The following is a 17,491-nucleotide window of genomic DNA, read 5'->3' on the forward strand; positions in this document are numbered from 1 at the left end:
GACATCATGGAACGCGATCAAGCCAGCCAGTTCATCAACGACCTGCTCAAGCTCATGGTGAGCCGCAACGGCAGCGACTTGTTCATCACCGCCGACTTTCCGCCGGCCATCAAGGTCGACGGCAAGGTCACCAAGGTGTCGCAGCAGGCACTGGGCGCGTCGCACACGCTGGCGCTCACGCGCTCGATCATGAACGACCGCCAGACGGCGGAGTTCGAGCGCACCAAGGAATGCAACTTCGCGATCTCGCCGACCGGCATCGGCCGCTTCCGCGTGAACGCCTTCGTGCAGCAGGGCAAGGTCGGCATGGTGCTGCGGACCATTCCCGCCAAGCTGCCGACCATCGACGGCCTGGGCATGCCGCAGATTCTGAAAGACGTGTCAATGACCAAGCGCGGCCTCACCATCATGGTGGGCGCCACGGGCTCGGGCAAGTCGACCACGCTGGCCGCGATGATCGACTGGCGCAACGAAAATTCGTACGGCCACATCGTGACGGTGGAAGACCCGGTCGAATTCGTGCACCCGCACAAGAACTGCGTGGTGACGCAGCGCGAAGTGGGAATCGACACCGACAGCTGGGAAGCCGCGCTCAAGAACACGCTGCGCCAGGCCCCAGACGTGATCCTGATGGGCGAAATCCGCGACCGCGAGACCATGGAGCATGCGGTGGCCTTCGCCGAAACCGGCCACCTGTGCATGGCCACGCTGCACGCCAACAGCGCCAACCAGGCGCTGGACCGGATCATCAACTTCTTCCCCGAAGAGCGCCGCGCACAGCTGCTGATGGACCTGTCGCTGAACCTGCGCTCGCTGGTCTCGCAGCGGCTGGTGCCAACCGAAGACGGCCAGGGCCGGGTGGCCGCGGTTGAAGTGCTGCTGAACACGCCGCTGATTTCCGACCTGATCTTCAAGGGCGAGGTCGGCGAGATCAAGGAGATCATGCGCAAGAGCCGCAACCTGGGCATGCAGACTTTCGACCAGGCGCTGTTCGACCTGTTCGAAAGCCACTCGATCACCTTCGAAGATGCCATCCGCAACGCGGACTCGGCAAACGACCTGCGGCTGCAGATCAAGCTGAACAGCCAGCGTGCGCGCAGCACCGACCTGGCTGCAGGCACGGAGCACTTCGCGATCGTTTGAGCGGCAGTCAATCGATCGTTCGCTGCCACGCAGCGAAGATTCCTGCCGCCAGCGCAACCACCGCCATCGCGGTGAACCCGTCCAGCGAGGCCATGAACGTGGCCTGCTGTTCGAGCGTGCGGTACAGCGTGCCCAGCGCCATCGCATGCGCCTCGCCAGCAGCATGGCCCGCCGCCGCGAACCCACGGGTCAACGAATCCAGCGCCTGCATGAAGCTCGCGTTCGCGGCATTGGCCGATTCGCTCAGCCGCACCTCATGCAGCGCCAGCCGGTGCTGCTGCAGCGCGATCACGCTCGAGGTCGCGAATGAAATCGCCAACTGGCGCACAAGGTTCTTCAGCCGGTAGCCGTGCGCGAACTCTTCCGCCGCGAATGGCTTGAAGGTGAGGTTCGCCACCGGCAGCACGACGAACAGCATCAGCAGCCCGCGCAACAGCAGCGGCACCAGCAAGGCCTCGCGCCCCGCCTGCGGCGTGACCCGCGACAGCCACCACGCCGCCAGCGCCGCAATGCCAAAGCCCGTGACGATGAGCCACTTCTTGCGGGCCAGCCGCGCCGAGTATTTCAGGTAGACGAACACCAGCAACCCGGTCGCGAGCGAGGCCGCGCCCGTGAAATAGCCGGTGTTGCCCACGGTGAAGCCGAGCCCGCCTTCCATCATCCGCGGCAGCAGGTAGCTGAAGCCCGTCGAGAGGTAGTAGTAGACGACGTACAGCGCCAGCCCCACGCGAAACGACGCGTTGCGCAGCGCATGCAGCCGCACCAGCGGCGCGGGGTGTTGCCATTGCTGCCAGCCGAACCACGCGAGCCCCGCCACGCCGGCGATGGTGAGGCCGATCAGCGCTGGCGAGCCAGTGAACAGCTCGAAGTGCGAGCGCGTCAGCACCACCTGCAGCGCAGCCTGCGCGAGTGCGAACACCACGTAGGCGACGTAGTGCGGCTCGGTGCGCTCGTGCGGCTCGACGTCGCCGATGTCGGGCAGCGTCCAGAGCACGAGCAGCCCGATCAGCGCCGCAACCGGCGCGGTGCTCGCGAACAGCCAGCGCCAATCGAAGTTGGTCACGAGAAAGGCGCCCGCGATGGGCGCCAGAGCGCCGCCGAAGACGATCAGCACCATGAACGCCTTCAGCGCCTTGGCGCGGCGTGCGGGCGGAATGCCGATCTGGATCAGGATGCGGCAGGCGCCGAGCATCGGGCCGACGAAGTAGCCCTGCACGGCGCGCGCGAGCGTGAGCTGCATCGAGCTGTCGCACAGCGCCGCGCCCACGCCGCCCAGGGCAAAGGCGAACATGCAGACGGCCAGGTAGCGCCGGTAACCCAACCGCTCGATCCACGCATGCTGATGCAGGATGCCGAGCACCGCGCCCAGCGCATAGGCGCTCGAAGCCCACACCAGTTCGTCGGGCGAGGCGTTGACGCCGCCGGCGATGTAGCTGGCGAAGAAGGCGAACAGCGCGTTGTCGAAATAGTCGATGGCCGTGACGAGGCCGATGGCCCAGGGCAGCAGCGCGGCCGCGGCATTGCCGCGCGAAGGCCACGCCAGAGCCGAAGTGTTCATGACGCCGGCCGTTCCTTGCGGCGCTGTTCGAGCGCCTCTTCCACCGGCTCGCCGGCCAGGCGACGCTCCACATAGTCGAGGTCGCGCCGCAATTGAACCTGTAGCGAAGCCGCCTCCTTGAGCTCCCTGCGGACCTGCGCCACGCGCGCATCGAGCGTGCCCAACTGCTCGGTGAGCGTTTCGCGCAGCGTCTTGAGCGAGGCGTTCGACAGCCGCGGGCGCCCGCCTTCGGCCGGCGCCTCCATCGGCTGCTGCAGCATCGTGGTGATGGCTGTCAGCGAAAAACCCAGCGAGCGCATGCGCAGCACGCGCGCCAGCTTGTCGAGGTCAGCCTGCTCGTAGAGGCGGTAGCCGCCCTCGCTGCGCACCGGCACCACGATGCCCAGCTCCTCGTAGTACTTGAGCGTGCGCGGCGTCACGTCGAGCCGGGCCGCGGCATCGCGCACGGTGATGGTCTTGGCGGGGCTCGGGTCGGTCATGGTGGAGGCATTCTACTCAAACCTGTACGTTCACGTACAGGTTGAGGCCATCGCACCTGTCGCGGAATGGCTTTAAGCTGTCGCCCCATGAGCAGCATCAACACCCGCACCTACGAATCCGTCCCCGCGCAGACAGTGGCTTTCCTCGGCCTCGGCGTCATGGGCGGCCCCATGGCAGGCCACCTGGCCAAGGCCGGCCACAGCGTCACGGTCTACAACCGCACACCCGCCAAAGCACAGGCCTGGGCCGCCGAGTTCGGCCCGCCCGGGCGCCATGCCGCCACCCCGCGCGAAGCAGCCGCCGGCGCCGACATCGTGTTCTGCTGCGTCGGCAACGACGACGACCTGCGCTCAGTGGTACTGGGCGGCGACGGCGCTTTCGCCGGCATGAAGAAAGGCGCCGTGCTGGTCGACCACACGACCGCCTCGGCCGACGTGGCGCGCGAACTCTCCAAGGCCGCGCAGGCGCTGGGCCTGCACTTCATTGACGCGCCGGTCTCGGGCGGCCAGGCCGGCGCGCAGAACGGTGCGCTCACCGTGATGTGCGGCGGCGACGCGGCGGCATTCGAACGCATCAAGCCCGTGGCCATGGCGTTCTCGCGCGCAGTCACGCTGCTGGGCGAAAGCGGTGCCGGCCAGCTCGCGAAGATGGTGAACCAGATCGCCATCGCGGGCCTGGTGCAGGGCCTGTCTGAAGCCATCGCCTTCGGCCAGCGCGCCGGGCTCGACATGGAGGCTGTGCTGGGCGTCATCAGCAAGGGCGCGGCCCAGAGCTGGCAGATGGAAAACCGCGGCAAGACCATGATCGAAGGCAAGTTCGACTACGGCTTCGCGGTCGACTGGATGCGCAAGGACCTGGGCCTGGTGCTCGACGAGGCCAAGCGCAACGGCGCGCGCGTGCCGGTGACGGCGCTGGTCGACCAGTTCTATGCCGACGTTCAGCAGGCCGGCGGGCGACGCTGGGACACGTCGAGCCTCATCATTCGACTCAAATAAAAAAAGCCCGCTGATGCGGGCTCTTTTCATTGCGACGCTGCTGCCTGTTTGTCAGCGCACCGGCGAGGTCGTCGCGTTGCCCGAAGGCTGCGTGGACGTAGAGCCCGACCCAGGCAGCGGCTCCATCGGCGGCAGCGGCACGCGCGAGGTGGAAGAAGAAGACGACGACGAAGGCGTGGACGGCGAGGCCGACGTCACCGGCGCCGGGCCCGTACCGCCGCGCTGCGCCGCAGCCTGGTTCGCCGCCTGGCTGGCTGCCAGGTCTGCCTCGCTCACGATCTCGACCACCCGCACCACCTTCACCACGCCCGAGATGCCGCGCGTGATTTCGGTGGCACGGTCGGTTTCGCGCCGCGTGGCGATGCCCATCAGGTAGACCGTGCCGCGCTCGGTCACCACCTTGAAGGAATTGGCGAAGATGTCCTTGGCATCGAGCAGCGAGGCCTTCACCTTGCCGGTGATGTAGAGGTCGTTCGAGCGGTCCTGGAAAGTGCTCGAGGCGCCGATGGTCAGTTCGTTCACCACCGAGCGCACGTTCACGATGCGGCTCACCTCGTCCTCGACGCGGCGGCGGTCGGCATCGCTGCCCACGGCGCCGGTCAGCAGCACCTGGCGGTTGAAGCTGGTGACGCTCACGTACATCTGGTCGTTGGCAATGTCGCGCACGCGGGCCGCGGCGCGCAGTTCGATGCCCTGGTCGTCCAGTTGCGCACCCGAGCTGCGGCGATCGGTGGCCACCATGCCCACGCCCACCACGGCCGCGCCGCCCACGACGAGCGGCACGCAGGCGGACAGGCCTGCAACCAGTGCGGCGCCCAAGGTGAGGGCAAGGGCGAAACGCTGGGTCGATGTCGTCTTCATGGTCGTCATGGTCATGAGGAAGCTTCCTGTTCTCCGAGTAACTGGGCATCCACGCCGTCGCACAGGCAATGCAGCGCGATCTGGTGGATTTCGTGGATGCGCGCCGCACGCTCGTGCGGCACGCTGATCTGGACGTCGGTTTCGCGCAGCGCGCGGCCAATGGCGCCGCCCGAGCCGCTGCTGCCCGCGCCCGGGGCCGAAGGCACGCCCGAAACGGCGTTGCCCAGCAACGCGACCACGGTCATGTCGCGCTCGTGCGCGGCCGCCACCGCAGCCAGCACCGACGCAGACTGCCCGCTGGCGCTCAGTGCGAGCAGCACGTCGCCGGCCTGGCCGAGCGCACGCACCTGTCGGGCAAAGCGGTCGGAATCCGCAGCACTGGCGCTGTCGGCCTCGGGGTCGGTGGTGTCGCCGGGCAGCGCGATGGCACCGAGCTCGGGCCGCTCGCGTTCGAAGCGGCCCACGAACTGCGCGGCGAACTGGGCCGCCAGCAGACCAGACACGCCGGCGCCGCAAGCCAGCACCTTGCCGCCGCTGGTCACGCAGGCCAGGATGGCCTGCATCGCTTGAGAGATGGGTTTGCTGAGGACCGGTCCGGTCTGGTATTTGAGGTCGGCACTATCGATGAAGTGCTGCTGAATACGTTGCTCAAGCATGAGGCGGGATGATAACTGGGGGTTGTGAAACAAGACGTGTGAGTTGTGGAGCCCTCGGCAGGGCTTCAGTTCCCCATGCGGGGCACTTCAGCCGGCATCGAAGGCGCCTTGAAGCCAGGTGATTTTCTCCTCGACCAGCACCACGTCGAAACGGCATGGCGGCACCACGCGCAGCCGGCTCAGGTAGTGCTGCGCGGCGAACACGATGCGCCGCTGCTTCAGCCCTGTGATGCTGCCGCCCGCGCCGCCGTGCGTGCCGGCGCTGCGCTGACGGACCTCGACGAACACCAGCGTGCCGCCTGAGGAGCCGCGCGGATCGCGCATGATCAGGTCGATCTCGCCGCCGCCGCGCCCGGGCGTCCGATAATTGCGCGCGAGCAGCAACAGGCCGGCGTCCCGCAGGTAGTCGAGCGCGGCGTCTTCCGCCGCATCGCCCCGATGCTTCGTTGTGGTGGTCTTCATGGCTCCCTGCCTGCAATCTTTTTTTGTTCGTTCGTTCCGACGGAGAAACCTCTTGGCTTCACTCGCCCCTGCTTCTTTCGGCGCCGCCCTCGCGGCCGCGCACGACGCCGCGGGTGCGCAGCATTATCCGCAGGGCACGCTCTACGTGGTCGCCACGCCCATCGGCAACCTGGCCGACATCACGCTGCGCGCGCTGCACGTGCTCCAGCTGGTGGACGCCATCGCCTGCGAGGACACGCGCCACACCCAGAGCATGCTGCGCGCCTACGGCATCGACCGCCCCGGCGCGCGGCTGCTGGCGGTGCACCAGCACAACGAAGCCGAGGCCGCGCAGACCGTGGTCGCGCGGCTCGCGCAGGGCGAGCGCATCGCCTATGTCAGCGACGCCGGCACACCCGGCGTAAGCGACCCCGGCGCGCGACTGGCCGCAGCCGTGCGCGCGGCCGGGCAGCGCGTGCTGCCGCTGCCGGGCGCCAGCAGCGTGACCACGCTGATCGGCGCGGCGGGCCTCGTGGCCGATGGCGGCAGCGACGGCAATGCCAGCAGCAGCGCCTTCGTCTTCGCCGGCTTCCTGCCGAGCAAGGCTGGCGAGCGCGACACCGCCGTGCAGGCGCTGTCGCAAGAGCCGCGCGCCGTGGTGCTGCTCGAAGCGCCCCACCGTATCGAGAGCCTGGCGCGTGCACTGGCCACGCTGGGCGAGCGCCGCATCACCGTCGGCCGCGAGCTCACCAAGCAGTTCGAGGAAATCGCCACCGTCGCGGCCAGCGCCCTGCCCGAGTGGTTCAGCGCCGACCGCGACCGCACGCGCGGCGAGTTCGCGCTGGTGCTGCACCCCGTGGCGGTGAGCGGCGACGGCGGCGCGGAAGGTGAACGCGTGTTGCGCCTGTTGCTGGCCGAGCTGCCCGTGAAGACCGCGGTGAAGCTGGCTGCCGAAATCAGCGGCGCGGCGCGCAATACGCTGTACGAGACCGCGCTGCGCATTCGCAATGGCGCGGAAGAAGCCTAGGCGTCCAGCTCGGCGTAGCGCCTGAAGATGCCGTCTTCGTTGAACGCAATGCGGCGCGGGCTCTGCAGGTAGTCATGCACGCGCTGGCGGCGCCTGACGTTGGCATGCAGCTTCTCGACCGCGGGCGTTGCGGCCAGCGCCCTCGCCGTGGCCTTCGGAAATGCGTAGTGCAGGCCGTCCACCAGTTGGAACAGCGACAGGTCCGCATAGGTCAGCACATCACTCACCAGGTGCAGGCTGCCCGCGGGGTTGCGCTGGAGCACCCGCTCGAACCAGTTCAGGAACTTCGGGATGCGCTCGTCACGAAAGGCCCGTGCACGCTGTACGGCTGCGTCGCGCTGGTCTTCGTAGTAAGCGCCAACCGAGATCGGATGGTGCGTGTCGTGCGCCTCGGCCACCACGTCGGCGATGGTGAGCTGCAGCTGGTGCGTCCACAGCCCGTCGGACTCGCCCACGCCAGACAGGCCGAGCCGAGGCCCCAGGTACAGCAGGATCGCGGCGGTCTGCCCAACCACGATGTCGCCATCGACGAGAAAAGGCGGCGCGAACGCGGGGCGCGCACTGTTGGGGTCGTCCAGCCGCTCGCCGAGGGCTGACTCGCCTCCGCCCTTGGCTTCAGGTAGCCGCGCCACGTCGACATAGTCAGCGCCAGCCGCCTCGAGCGCGAGCCGCACGAATTCGCCGCGGCCCTGAATGGTGGGCCAGTAATGGAGTTGGTAGGGCATGCGGCCATGGTGTCACGAGTGCGGGGACCATGGCAACCGTGCGTGCGCTGCGCAGCATCATGCGAAGAACGCCCCGTCACACCGCGCTGTTGAGGATCGTGTCCTCGAACTGCAAGTGCTCGAAGTTGCTGCCCGTGAAGTCGATGCCCTCGCCTCGCAATCCAAGGGCCTTGACCTGCGTGCCGGTGCATTCGAGCAGCTTGACTTCGGACCACCGGCCCTGATCGAAGTTGACTCCGTTCAACCGGCACTGCATCAAGCAACTACCGCTGAGTGTGCTTCGCCCGAATTCGGCGTGATCGAAGACACAGTTGACGAAAGTGCAGCCGGTGATGGAGATGCCGCTGAAATCGCAGGCATCGAAGACACAGTCGGTGAACCGGCAGGCCGTCCATTGCGCTTGGCGAAAAGTCGTGGCTGCGAACCTGCTGCCAACAAACACGGAATCGGTGAACCGGGCCAGATCGAGGTCGAGACCGACATAGGCAGAGGCGTCCGTTTGCCCAGCCAAGCCGGCCGGAGCGCCACCCGCGCCTTTGCGCCAGAGGTCGTGGTTGAGGATGATTTCTTGCGAACTCATTACGGTCTGTTCATTCGTGGCTTTGCTGGCGAGGAGGCCACTCGATGCGCGAGAGCTGAACTGTGGGAGAGCGAGCATTCCAGGCTTCCAGGCAAGCCTCGCTGCAGCACGGCCACCAGCCGAGCGGTCCGTCCGCAATCAACTCGCCACAGCCTGCCCGACACCATCGGGATTTTTGGAGCACCGAGCGTGCCCGCAGGTGGGCGGATTTGGCGTGGTGCGACTTTTGAGTAGGCGGATCTAGCTCCGTCTTGGATTGCTGTGGTTCCTCCGGATATTTCATGTTTTCTTTGCCAAACAACAACTGACCAAGGTTGCCCCACTCACTCCGATCAAATTGCACTCCGTTTTTTAGTGAATTGGCCCAACTTGTAAAAGCCGGGCATTTCATTGACATATCTACGGCGCGCGCGTAACGGGAGGCAAAAGTATGCAAAATGCCTCTTCAACATCCTGAGCCGTCAAAGACGCATTATTAGACGTTAATGGATAGCTTTTTATCTTCTTTTTGCCCGCAACTAAATTCATCATGTGTGGTCCATTTTTATTGGAGTAGATGACTATTCCATCCAGCCCTTCGTCGACTCCGTTCTCAGCATCTCTGAAAGATTTCAAGAGATAATTCAAATGCCGAAGCGCTATCTTGTCTTTTTTTAAGAAAACCTTCCAAGCCAGATCATTGGTGATCCCAACGGGTCTTTTTTTCATGTACAACATTGATCCCCCGTCTTTCCAATCAACGCCACACTCCAAATCAATTCGCCCAGATCTTATGGAATTTACGATCACTCCATCGACATTAAAAGCATCATGATCCTTTTCCAAGTTAACCCAAACCACCAACCGATCACTTCTGTACTCTGCAAACGAACTCGCAGGACACCAAAAAAAAGAAAAAATCACAACAAAAATAATGAATACTTTTTTTAAATCCATATAAATCATCCACCATTCCTCACAAGATATCATTATTTAATTGAGTTCCGCGTTTTCCGGGCTTATCTGGAGGTATTCCCAACATCAAATTCAGCGATGTAACGTCCATTTCCTCCAGCCCTGGAGAGATCAGATCTCTTTTTGCCTGCTCACAATAAGAAACAGGAACGAAGTATTTCAAATAATTTGAGCTGCCCTCGCTTTTAACCTCCATCTTTCCATCTTTTCCCCTGACTCTTACTGGAGCCTTGATTTGCATCGGAAAAGGAGTAAATCTTATTCGACTACTCTGATTTCCTCCAAGAAGGATCAAATCCTCACACCCCTTCTTGGCGTAGACAAATCCAACATGATGCCCGTGACCGGATTTAGACGTAACCATTCCAATGGCCCCATATATCGGCTCATTCAGCTCAACAAATAAAGGATTTCGGACTACAGGCGCCAGTTTTTCAGATTTCTCTTTCGGCCCGTCCACTTCATAAAAACCGTGCGCGCGAGCTTTAGGTATTTTTCGATTTGGAAAGCCTATGTTTTCTATCGGATACTTTGCCTGCAACAGGCACCAATTCACAAAAGCCGCACACCAGGCATTATTCCTTCCAGCCATCGATTTAACGCCATCATCAATTTCAATGTGATAGTTGATCTTGTCCTGCAGCGTGAGCTCAGTTTCTCCACGTCTAAGCTTTGCTTCGGCAATAGCAATGGGCATCCAGGGAGCACGCCCTGGCGCCGAGTTGATCAATGCCAAGACCTTCCCCGTTCCTTCCTTGGATCGCTCTGAATTCGATGGCTCTATGCCAGATGGAATTGGAGGTGCTGGTTGTGGAGGAAGACGTGGGCGCTTTGTTGGAGTTACCGAGGCTATTGGCGTCTCCGCCGTTGTTACTAGTGGAGTCGCCAACTTATCGCTTGGTTTTACCTTGCCACTTCCATTGATCAGCAATACCTCGCCCGGATAAATCCTGTCGCTGCTCAAGCCATTACCATCCTTGATTGCATCAACGCTGGTGCGATATAGCTTCGCAATTTTCCAGAGGCTGTCTCCAGGCTGAACCACATAGCTCATCGGCTTCTTCTTCTCTGACGTGGAACTGTTGATCTTCTCCGAACCCGCAACACCTTTCCATTTTCTGAATTTCGCCAAAAGGTTGAAATCCTTGCCGGCGCTTCCTTGAATCGATCCAACTATCACCGGCTCCTTGGTCTTCGGGTCCATGACCTTGACATGCACGGCTGAGTTGTCTGCAGGATGAATCACGGGCGGGAAGCGCCCTGTTTCATCAGATTTAGCCTTTTCTTCCTTGCCTCCTTTTTGCAAAATGATTTCCGTACCGGGCAGAGATTGACTGCCATTGGTAGCGTTGATTCTGCTTACGACAACCCAGGTTTCTTTTCGAGTCTCGATATTGGCGTGATATCCCTCGATCTCCGAAATGCCGTTCATTATTTTTTCTAGCTCTGCATCGGTGCATTCGCCTATTTTTCTGCGGGCTGGAATGCCGCTCGTCTTGAGTAAATCGCTCGTATATTTTTCTGTATTGTTTTCATTTTTTGGGGCATAGATGGGGATAGCCTCTGAGATGGTCCGCTCGCCGTGCAGCCGCTTCAGGTTTGCTTTCAACTCCTCTCGCCCTGAGTCTTCGTCGGGGAAGATCAGAAATGTTCTGTTCGATCGGGTTGTGGCAAACCCGATGTAGCCCTTTGCCTTCTTTGGGGCTGGCACACCATTTACCATTCGGGCTGTCAAATCTCCAGGATTGTTGATTCGCCATGGCAAGGTTCCGCCAGAGCGCAGCAAATGGCGGCCGTCTTCACAGATGAATTCGGCGACTTCGATATTGGGGTGGTAAGTTGCAGATATCAGCTTTGGCATGATCAGATTTAGCGCTTACGCCTGCCCTTTCAAATGGGCCTCCACCGCAGACTCAGAAAGAAAATGATTGAGGCCGAAATTGCCCGTCGATTTGGCGAATCTTGAGTTTTCGATATCTGACGAGCTATCGCTTTCGCCTTCGTCGTTTTCAGGCTCGAAAGCATCTGCATTGCTCCGTGCCGTACGAATCGTCGGAATAGGGCTCCAGCCCCAGACTTCTTCACCCACGATCAGCGTTGCCTCGTCTGGCGTCTCGAAACTGATTCGCGGTAGCCGCCCATCGTCGGGAATGACTCCCTCAGCCTTGATCTGCTTTCGCTCGTCCAGAATCTTGTAGGGCAGCCCCGCCATTTCCATGTGCTTGAAGACTTCGTCGCTGCCAAGAGGTGCGAAGCGAACGCTGTACTTATCGTCGTGGCCGACACCCTCCATTCGCAGGAGCTTTTCCATGTCCATCGGCCCCGCGTAGCTATGGGTGCTCGCGTGCTCACGCCAAAGGCCTTTCGTCCCATGCACGATCCCCGAGGCGCTCCACTTGGTGAAGCTGCTGCCTCCATTGATCAGGATCTCTTCCTTAGCGGTGATGCTGATCTTGTTGGCCTCCAGCTTGATGTCGAGCTTGGCCAGCAGGTTGATGCTGTTCTGCAGGGCGACGATGTCTATGCCGGCAGTAGCGGCTGTCAGGCGGATGGCCTTGTAGGCGAAGAGGCGTGCGGCCTCCTTCACGCTGACCAGGAAGCCCTTGCCTGCGCTGATGCTGGTATGGCCACCGCTGCTCAATGCGTTGTGGCTGATGCTGGCGATGTGGGTGGCGCCTGCCGCGGTGCTCTGGATGCCGGCCGCGCTGGCGAGCACGAGGTGAGGTTCGCTGAGTTCCGGAAACGCGCCTTGCTGCGAGCCACCATCGCCGCCCTTGCCCTTGATGGCGTCGTTCTGCTCCTTGAGAACCGTCGTGACCGCATCCTGGTCGCCCGCTTCGTGCGCCTTGGCTTCTTGGGCAGTTTGGCTCTGGAGTTCGTGCAGATCGCGTGCGGCCGTCAGGCGCGCCACGGTCTCCCCCAGGTCTGTGATGTGCGCCTGCGCATCGGGTCGTGTCTCGGTGGTGAGCAACAGGCCCCTGGCGGCGCGCACTGCGGCATGGCCATCGGTACGCAGTTCAGCGCCCTCGCCCCGGTCGTCCTTGCGGCCTGCCGTGTCATCGATGCGACCGATGTGGCCAAGGCTCAGGCTGCTGCTGAGGTGGTCGCTCTTGAGTTGCGCCTGGATCTTTCCGGGGTGGTCGTCCAGCGCCAGATGATTGCCGCGTGCTCCGCCCGCACTGCCCGAACCATCGTTTGCACTCAGCTCGCGGCTGCGAATGCCTGAGAGATTCGTCTGTTCGGGCAAACGCCACGCCGGCATGTTCTCTGCATTGAACACGCGTCCGGTGATGATGGGGTAGTCCGGATCGCCACTCAGAAAATCGACGATGACTTCATGGCCGATGCGTGGCAAGGCCGCTGTGCCGAAGGTGTCGCCGGCCCAGGACGTGGACACGCGCACCCAGCAGCTGGAGTTCTCGTTGCGCTGGCCGAGGCGATCCCAGTAGAACTGAACTTTGACGCGGCCGTACTGGTCGGCCCATATTTCTTCATTCTTCGGGCCGACCACGATGGCCGTCTGCGGGCCGCGCGTGCGAGGCTTTGGCGTGGTGCGCATCGGTCGCCATGCGTAGCTGACTGGCTGCGCCTCGAACGCAAAGCGCTGGACGGAGCCCTCGCCGGCATTGGCACCTTCGCTGGCCTGGAGGTTTTCTTGCAGCTCGTATTCGACGCTGGTCAGAAGGTACTTCTGGTTTTGGTCGTCCCTTGGGTGGCTGGCGAGCTCGAATGTGTAGCCTGGCGCGAGCTCGCGCCGGTTGGAGCGCCCACCCGCAACACAGTGCGCACTCAACTGCTCTTCGGTTCGAATGCGCGTATAGGTCTCTCCGTCGTCGTGCTGCTTGTAGCCGCCGGGCCATGCGTACAACTCGAAGTCGTCGAATGCATGACCCGAGTGCGTTTGCAGCTGACTCGAGAGGTCCGCCCTGGGTTTGAGGGGGTCGTATTCATTGGTGAAGTGAAAGCCGGAGCGGACTTCTTCGCCGGTCTTCCATTCGTAGATGCGCTCGTTCGGCCTCGGGCCTCCGCCGGTCATGCCCGCCTTCTCCAGGGGATGGAAGCGCACCGTCTCGCCACCGGGCAGCGGATCGTGCGATGTGGCGATGTCGTCCGCGAACACGAGCACCTGTTGCGAGGCCTCGTGCCTGAAGTAGTAATAGATACCTTCGTGTTCGCACAGGCGCGAGATGAAAGCGAAATCGGTCTCGTCGTATTGAGTGCAGTAATCCCACGTGCGGTAGCTGCGGCTGAGCTTCTGTTCGGAGGGAAAGCCGTAGCGCTCCAGCACTTCCATCACGATTTCGGGAACGCTCCTTGATTGGAATACGCGGAAATCGCTGCGCCTCGTCGCGAGCCACAGCCAAGGCCGCAGCTGAAGGCGATAGAAGGAATGCCGGGCGTCTTCCTGCTGGAACCCGAATGCCGCGGCGATGCCGCCCAGGTAGCGCGTGCCGCCGCTTTCCGTTTGCACCGCCACGGTGGCGGGCTTTCCGAGCAGCAGTTTCGGATCGATGCCGTTGCTGCTGCCCAGCAGGTCGATTTCGAAATCGTAGAGCCGGCTCAGCGCCTCACGACCGGCAAGCCGATGGAATTGCAGCGCCGCTCCCAGCGGCGTTTGAATGGTGACGCGGCGGGTCATTGCACCGCCGAAGACGCAAAGACGCACGCCGGGCGAACATGCCAGCGCGTGCCATCGAAGATGGACATGGATCCTCCCTGAAATCGCTCCGCTCTAACGGCGGTAAGCTTTGTCAGAGTATGTAAGTGCCTGGAGCTTTCCAGCAGGCAGCAATGAGAAGTGCCTGCGAATCCGTGAACGAATACACGCGCCCAAAGTGGCTTGCGCGCCTCGGCAAGAACGTTGGTTCCGAGTGTTTACTAGTCGGTAGTCGGATCGCCCTCGGGCGCATCCGAAAAAAGAGCGTCTCTCAACAAACCCCAAGAGCTCTGATCAGGCGCGCAGATCAACCCGCCAGTGAGATGGTCCGGCTTGTACGGCGACCCGTCGAAATGTGCGCTGTAGCCGCCCGCCTCTTTATGAATGAGCCAGCCCGCGGCGTGGTCCCAAGGCATCAGCTTGTAATAGAGCAGCGCGTGGCAATGGCCCGCGGCCGCCATCCTGTATTCATGTGCAGCACAACGCATCCAGAAGTTCATGGCGACCTTCGGCAAATTCCGGATCACCGTCGAGCGCATAGGCTGCGGAAGGAAGTTGGTGCCAGCCACCACGTGCATCTGGTTGACCGGCACAGGGAGAGCGACCTTTATCTCCTTGTCGATCAGATCGGCCCCTTGCCGCCAGGCACCGCCCCCGCGCACTGCGAATGACGTGTCGTCGCAGACAGGGTCATGGATGACGCCCATGACAACCTCGCCTCGCACCGTGGCCGCGAGCATGACGCCAAAGAGAGGAACACCGGAAGAGAAGTTCTTCGTTCCGTCGATGGGGTCGATGATGAACGCGAGGTCGGCCGTTGCGATCCGCGACAGCACGCCGGGGTCGCGACCAGCCGCCTCCTCGCCAATGACGAGCGCGCCTGGATAGAGCTGAAGCAGCCGCTGCGCAATCTCGCGTTCCGCAGCCTCGTCTGCATCCGTGACCACGTCGAAGGTAGAGGATTTTTCTCTCGTGCTGCTGGCCAGCGAGCCATTGAAGCGCGGCATGATCTCGGCGCGCGCGACTTCGGCCAGGATCTTCCCCGCGATCACCGCGTCATGGCGAGTGAATGTTTTCATGCAGAGGCATTTCTCCGAGGAAAAATGAAAAAGGCCGGAAGCTTCTGAAAGCTTCCGGCCTTGTATCTGGTCCCGCCGCCAGGAATCGAACCTGGATCTCAGCCTTCGGAGGGCCGAATTCTATCCGTTGAAATACAGCGAGGAATTGGGGTCCGGCATGCACCGGAGCCACGCATTATCGCCTATCAGGCGGCGACCGTTTCGGCTTCAGCCGCAACAGCGGTGCCCGGCAGCGGCCGGGCGAACCCGAGCCCCGCCAGATAGACCCGGAAAGTGCGCCTTCCAGTCTGCACCAGGTCAAAGGCCTCGGGGTCGAGCAGCCAGTTCTGGATGAGCCCGCTGATGAGTGCGTGCAACCCCTGCGCCGCCGCGTTGCCCGGCAGCGGCAGCTTGATATGGCCGCGGCGCGCGGCCAGGCGCAGGGCCTTCTCGAAGTCGCCCACGCAGGCGTTGCGGGCGTCGAGGTGGCGCTGCTGCACCGAGGCCATGTCGTGGGTGTATTCGACCTTGTGGGTCGCCACATCGAATACGCGGCGCACCTGGGGGTCGGTGGCCATGAGGGTGAGCGCGTGGATCATGCCTTCCTCGATCTCGGCCAGGGGGTCGTCGGTGACGCCTGCGGTGGCGGGCTTCGGCGCGGCTTCCAGCGGCAGGATGACCCGCTCCATCATCGCGTTGAAGAGGTCGGCCTTGTCCTTGAAATGCCAATAGATGGCGCCGCGCGTCGCGCCGGCCTGCTGCGCGATCTGCTGCAGCGTGGTCTGCGAAACGCCCTGCGCCTGAAACAGCAGCTCCGCGGCATCGAGCAACCGATGCCGCGTGGCCAATGCTTCTTCTTTCGTCCGACGTGCCACCAAGTCTCCTGATTTGTAAAGACAACGCCCTCTATGTATCGTGGGGCCATTCGCGGTTGTCACTATACATCCATGAATGTATGTAAACTCGCCGGTTTCCTCGATGGCCCACCTGGCTACACAGGTTTCCGGTTTGTTCCGCGAACGCGCCATCTCCCGTCTTCGCTTCAAAGGAATCGCATGCCTCTCCTGCATGTTTCGCGTCATTCGTCCTTTTCGCCGCGTCTCGCGACCGTGGCCGCCGTCGTCCTGCTGGTCCTTGCGGGCTGTGGCAAGAGCGATGCGCCCGCCGGTCCGGGCGGCGCCGGCGGTGGTGGCCATCCCCCTGCACCCGAGGTGGGCGTGGTGGTGGCTGCGCCGACCGATGTCGGCCTCGTCACCGAACTGCCCGGCCGCCTCGAGGCCTCCCGCGTCGCCCAGGTCCGCGCCCGTGCCTCGGGCATCCTGCTGAAGCGCGAATTCCGCGAAGGCAGCGACGTGAAGGCCGGCCAGCTGCTGTTCCGCATCGACCCCGCCCCGCTGGTGGCCGCCACGCAGAACGCCCAGGCCACGCTGGCCCGCGCCGAAGCCAATGCCGTGCAGGCCAAGGCCCTCGCCGACCGCTACAAGCCGCTGGTCGAAGCCAATGCGGTCAGCAAGCAGGAATACGCGACCGCCGTGGCTTCTGCCAAGCAGGCCGAAGCCGATGTGGCCTCGGGCCGCGCGGCGCTGCAGACCGCCAAGATCAACCAGGGCTACGCCGACGTGACCTCGCCCATCGCGGGCCGCATCGGCCGCGCCCTCGTCACCGAAGGCGCACTGGTGGGCCAGGGCGACGCCACCGAGCTCGCCGTGGTGCAGCAGATCAACCCGCTGTACGTGAACTTCACGCAGTCGGCCTCCGACGCGATGAAGCTGCGCCGCGCAGTGGCCGCCGGCCAATACAAGCGCGCGAGCGGCGAGGAAGCCGCAACCATCCGCGTGGTGCTGGAGGACGGCACCGACTACCCGCTGGAAGGCAAGCTGCTGTTCTCCGACCTCACGGTCGACTCCACCACCGGCCAGGTCACGCTGCGCGCCGAAGTGCCCAACCCCAAGGGCGAGCTGCTGCCCGGCCTGTACGTTCGCGTGAAGCTCGAACAGGCACAGGCCACCAACGCGATCACGCTGCCGCAGCAGGCCGTCACGCGCACCCAGCAGGGCGACACCGTGTCGGTGGTCGACAAGGACGGCAAGATCAGCAAGCGCACCGTGAAGATCAGCGCCGCCAAGGACAACCAGTGGGTGGTGCTCGATGGCCTGAAGGCCGGCGAGCAGGTGATGGTCGACGGCTTCCAGAAGCTGCAGATGATGCCGCCCGGCACGCCGGTGAAGGCGGTCCCCTGGACCAAGCCGAACCCGAACGCCGCGGCCACGCCGGCCGCAGCGGGGTCCGCACCGGCGGCGCCTGCCGCCCCGGCCGACAAGGCCGCGGCCGAGAAGAAGTAATCAGGAGCGCGCCC

At 63.0% G+C, this 17,491-nt stretch carries 16 protein-coding genes and 1 tRNA gene; 4 read left to right on the forward strand and 13 right to left on the reverse strand.

Going from position 1 to position 17,491, the window contains the following annotated elements; genetic code table 11:
* Positions 1–6: 6 nt before the first annotated feature.
* Entirely contained in the window at positions 7–1,143 is a 1,137-nt protein-coding gene (locus BLV60_RS23405; RefSeq protein ID WP_093057686.1) for a PilT/PilU family type 4a pilus ATPase, read from the forward strand.
* Positions 1,144–1,150: 7 nt separating this feature from the next.
* Here the strand turns inward: BLV60_RS23405 and BLV60_RS23410 are convergent, their stop codons facing one another.
* Both BLV60_RS23410 and BLV60_RS23415 read right to left on the reverse strand, forming a co-directional pair.
* Positions 1,151–2,701, reverse strand: coding sequence for an MFS transporter (locus BLV60_RS23410; protein WP_093057687.1), 1,551 nt, complete (start codon positions 2,699–2,701; stop codon positions 1,151–1,153).
* On the reverse strand, positions 2,698–3,180 hold the full coding sequence (locus BLV60_RS23415; protein ID WP_093057688.1) for a MerR family transcriptional regulator: 483 nt from the start codon (positions 3,178–3,180) through the stop codon (positions 2,698–2,700). Before BLV60_RS23415 ends, BLV60_RS23410 begins: the two co-directional genes overlap by 4 nt.
* An 87-nt stretch (positions 3,181–3,267) precedes the next feature.
* Between BLV60_RS23415 and BLV60_RS23420 the strand changes: the two genes are divergently transcribed.
* A complete protein-coding gene (locus tag BLV60_RS23420) occupies positions 3,268–4,176 on the forward strand; it encodes an NAD(P)-dependent oxidoreductase (protein ID WP_093057689.1) in 909 nt (302 codons plus the stop codon).
* Positions 4,177–4,227: 51 nt separating this feature from the next.
* Here the strand turns inward: BLV60_RS23420 and BLV60_RS23425 are convergent, their stop codons facing one another.
* From BLV60_RS23425 to BLV60_RS23435, 3 genes are all read right to left on the reverse strand, one after another.
* Positions 4,228–5,052 carry a BON domain-containing protein gene (locus tag BLV60_RS23425; protein WP_176928897.1) on the reverse strand — a complete coding sequence of 275 codons (825 nt, stop codon included), beginning with the start codon at positions 5,050–5,052 and terminating at the stop codon, positions 4,228–4,230.
* A complete protein-coding gene (locus tag BLV60_RS23430) occupies positions 5,049–5,693 on the reverse strand; it encodes an SIS domain-containing protein (protein ID WP_093057690.1) in 645 nt (214 codons plus the stop codon). The genes BLV60_RS23425 and BLV60_RS23430 overlap by 4 nt, the downstream gene beginning before the upstream one ends.
* An 87-nt stretch (positions 5,694–5,780) precedes the next feature.
* A complete protein-coding gene (locus BLV60_RS23435) occupies positions 5,781–6,155 on the reverse strand; it encodes a YraN family protein (protein ID WP_093057691.1) in 375 nt (124 codons plus the stop codon).
* Between the two features lie 52 nt (positions 6,156–6,207).
* Here BLV60_RS23435 and rsmI point away from each other — a divergent pair, with 52 nt between their 5' ends.
* Positions 6,208–7,161, forward strand: coding sequence for a 16S rRNA (cytidine(1402)-2'-O)-methyltransferase (gene rsmI, locus BLV60_RS23440; protein WP_093057692.1), 954 nt, complete (start codon positions 6,208–6,210; stop codon positions 7,159–7,161).
* Here rsmI and BLV60_RS23445 read toward each other — a convergent pair.
* The 8 genes from BLV60_RS23445 to BLV60_RS23475 all read right to left on the reverse strand — a co-directional run bounded on the left by BLV60_RS23445 (position 7,158) and on the right by BLV60_RS23475 (position 16,013).
* Positions 7,158–7,886, reverse strand: a complete 729-nt coding sequence (locus BLV60_RS23445; RefSeq protein ID WP_093057693.1) for a glutathione S-transferase — start codon at positions 7,884–7,886, stop codon at positions 7,158–7,160. The genes rsmI and BLV60_RS23445 overlap by 4 nt on opposite strands.
* Positions 7,887–7,962: 76 nt before the next feature.
* The gene (locus tag BLV60_RS23450; RefSeq protein WP_093057782.1) at positions 7,963–8,466 is read right to left on the reverse strand and encodes a pentapeptide repeat-containing protein; all 504 of its coding nucleotides are present in this window, start codon (positions 8,464–8,466) and stop codon (positions 7,963–7,965) included.
* A gap of 399 nt (positions 8,467–8,865) precedes the next feature.
* Complete coding sequence (locus BLV60_RS34170; protein ID WP_143042632.1) at positions 8,866–9,411, reverse strand: hypothetical protein; 546 nt, start codon at positions 9,409–9,411, stop codon at positions 8,866–8,868.
* Between the two features lie 10 nt (positions 9,412–9,421).
* Positions 9,422–11,281: a LysM peptidoglycan-binding domain-containing protein gene (locus BLV60_RS23455; protein WP_093057694.1), complete on the reverse strand. Its 1,860-nt coding sequence runs from the start codon at positions 11,279–11,281 to the stop codon at positions 9,422–9,424.
* Between the two features lie 15 nt (positions 11,282–11,296).
* Positions 11,297–14,059, reverse strand: a complete 2,763-nt coding sequence (locus tag BLV60_RS23460) for a type VI secretion system Vgr family protein (protein WP_093057695.1) — start codon at positions 14,057–14,059, stop codon at positions 11,297–11,299.
* Between the two features lie 239 nt (positions 14,060–14,298).
* A complete protein-coding gene (locus tag BLV60_RS23465) occupies positions 14,299–15,156 on the reverse strand; it encodes an inositol monophosphatase family protein (RefSeq protein WP_093057696.1) in 858 nt (285 codons plus the stop codon).
* Positions 15,157–15,223: 67 nt separating this feature from the next.
* Positions 15,224–15,298, reverse strand: a tRNA-Arg gene (locus BLV60_RS23470).
* Between the two features lie 43 nt (positions 15,299–15,341).
* Positions 15,342–16,013 carry a TetR family transcriptional regulator gene (locus tag BLV60_RS23475; RefSeq protein ID WP_093057697.1) on the reverse strand — a complete coding sequence of 224 codons (672 nt, stop codon included), beginning with the start codon at positions 16,011–16,013 and terminating at the stop codon, positions 15,342–15,344.
* Between the two features lie 177 nt (positions 16,014–16,190).
* Between BLV60_RS23475 and BLV60_RS23480 the strand changes: the two genes are divergently transcribed.
* Positions 16,191–17,477: an efflux RND transporter periplasmic adaptor subunit gene (locus tag BLV60_RS23480; protein ID WP_093057698.1), complete on the forward strand. Its 1,287-nt coding sequence runs from the start codon at positions 16,191–16,193 to the stop codon at positions 17,475–17,477.
* Positions 17,478–17,491: the final 14 nt, after the last annotated feature.

Origin of the sequence: Variovorax sp. YR634 (assembly GCF_900106655.1) — a bacterium.
Taxonomy (GTDB): domain Bacteria; phylum Pseudomonadota; class Gammaproteobacteria; order Burkholderiales; family Burkholderiaceae_C; genus Variovorax.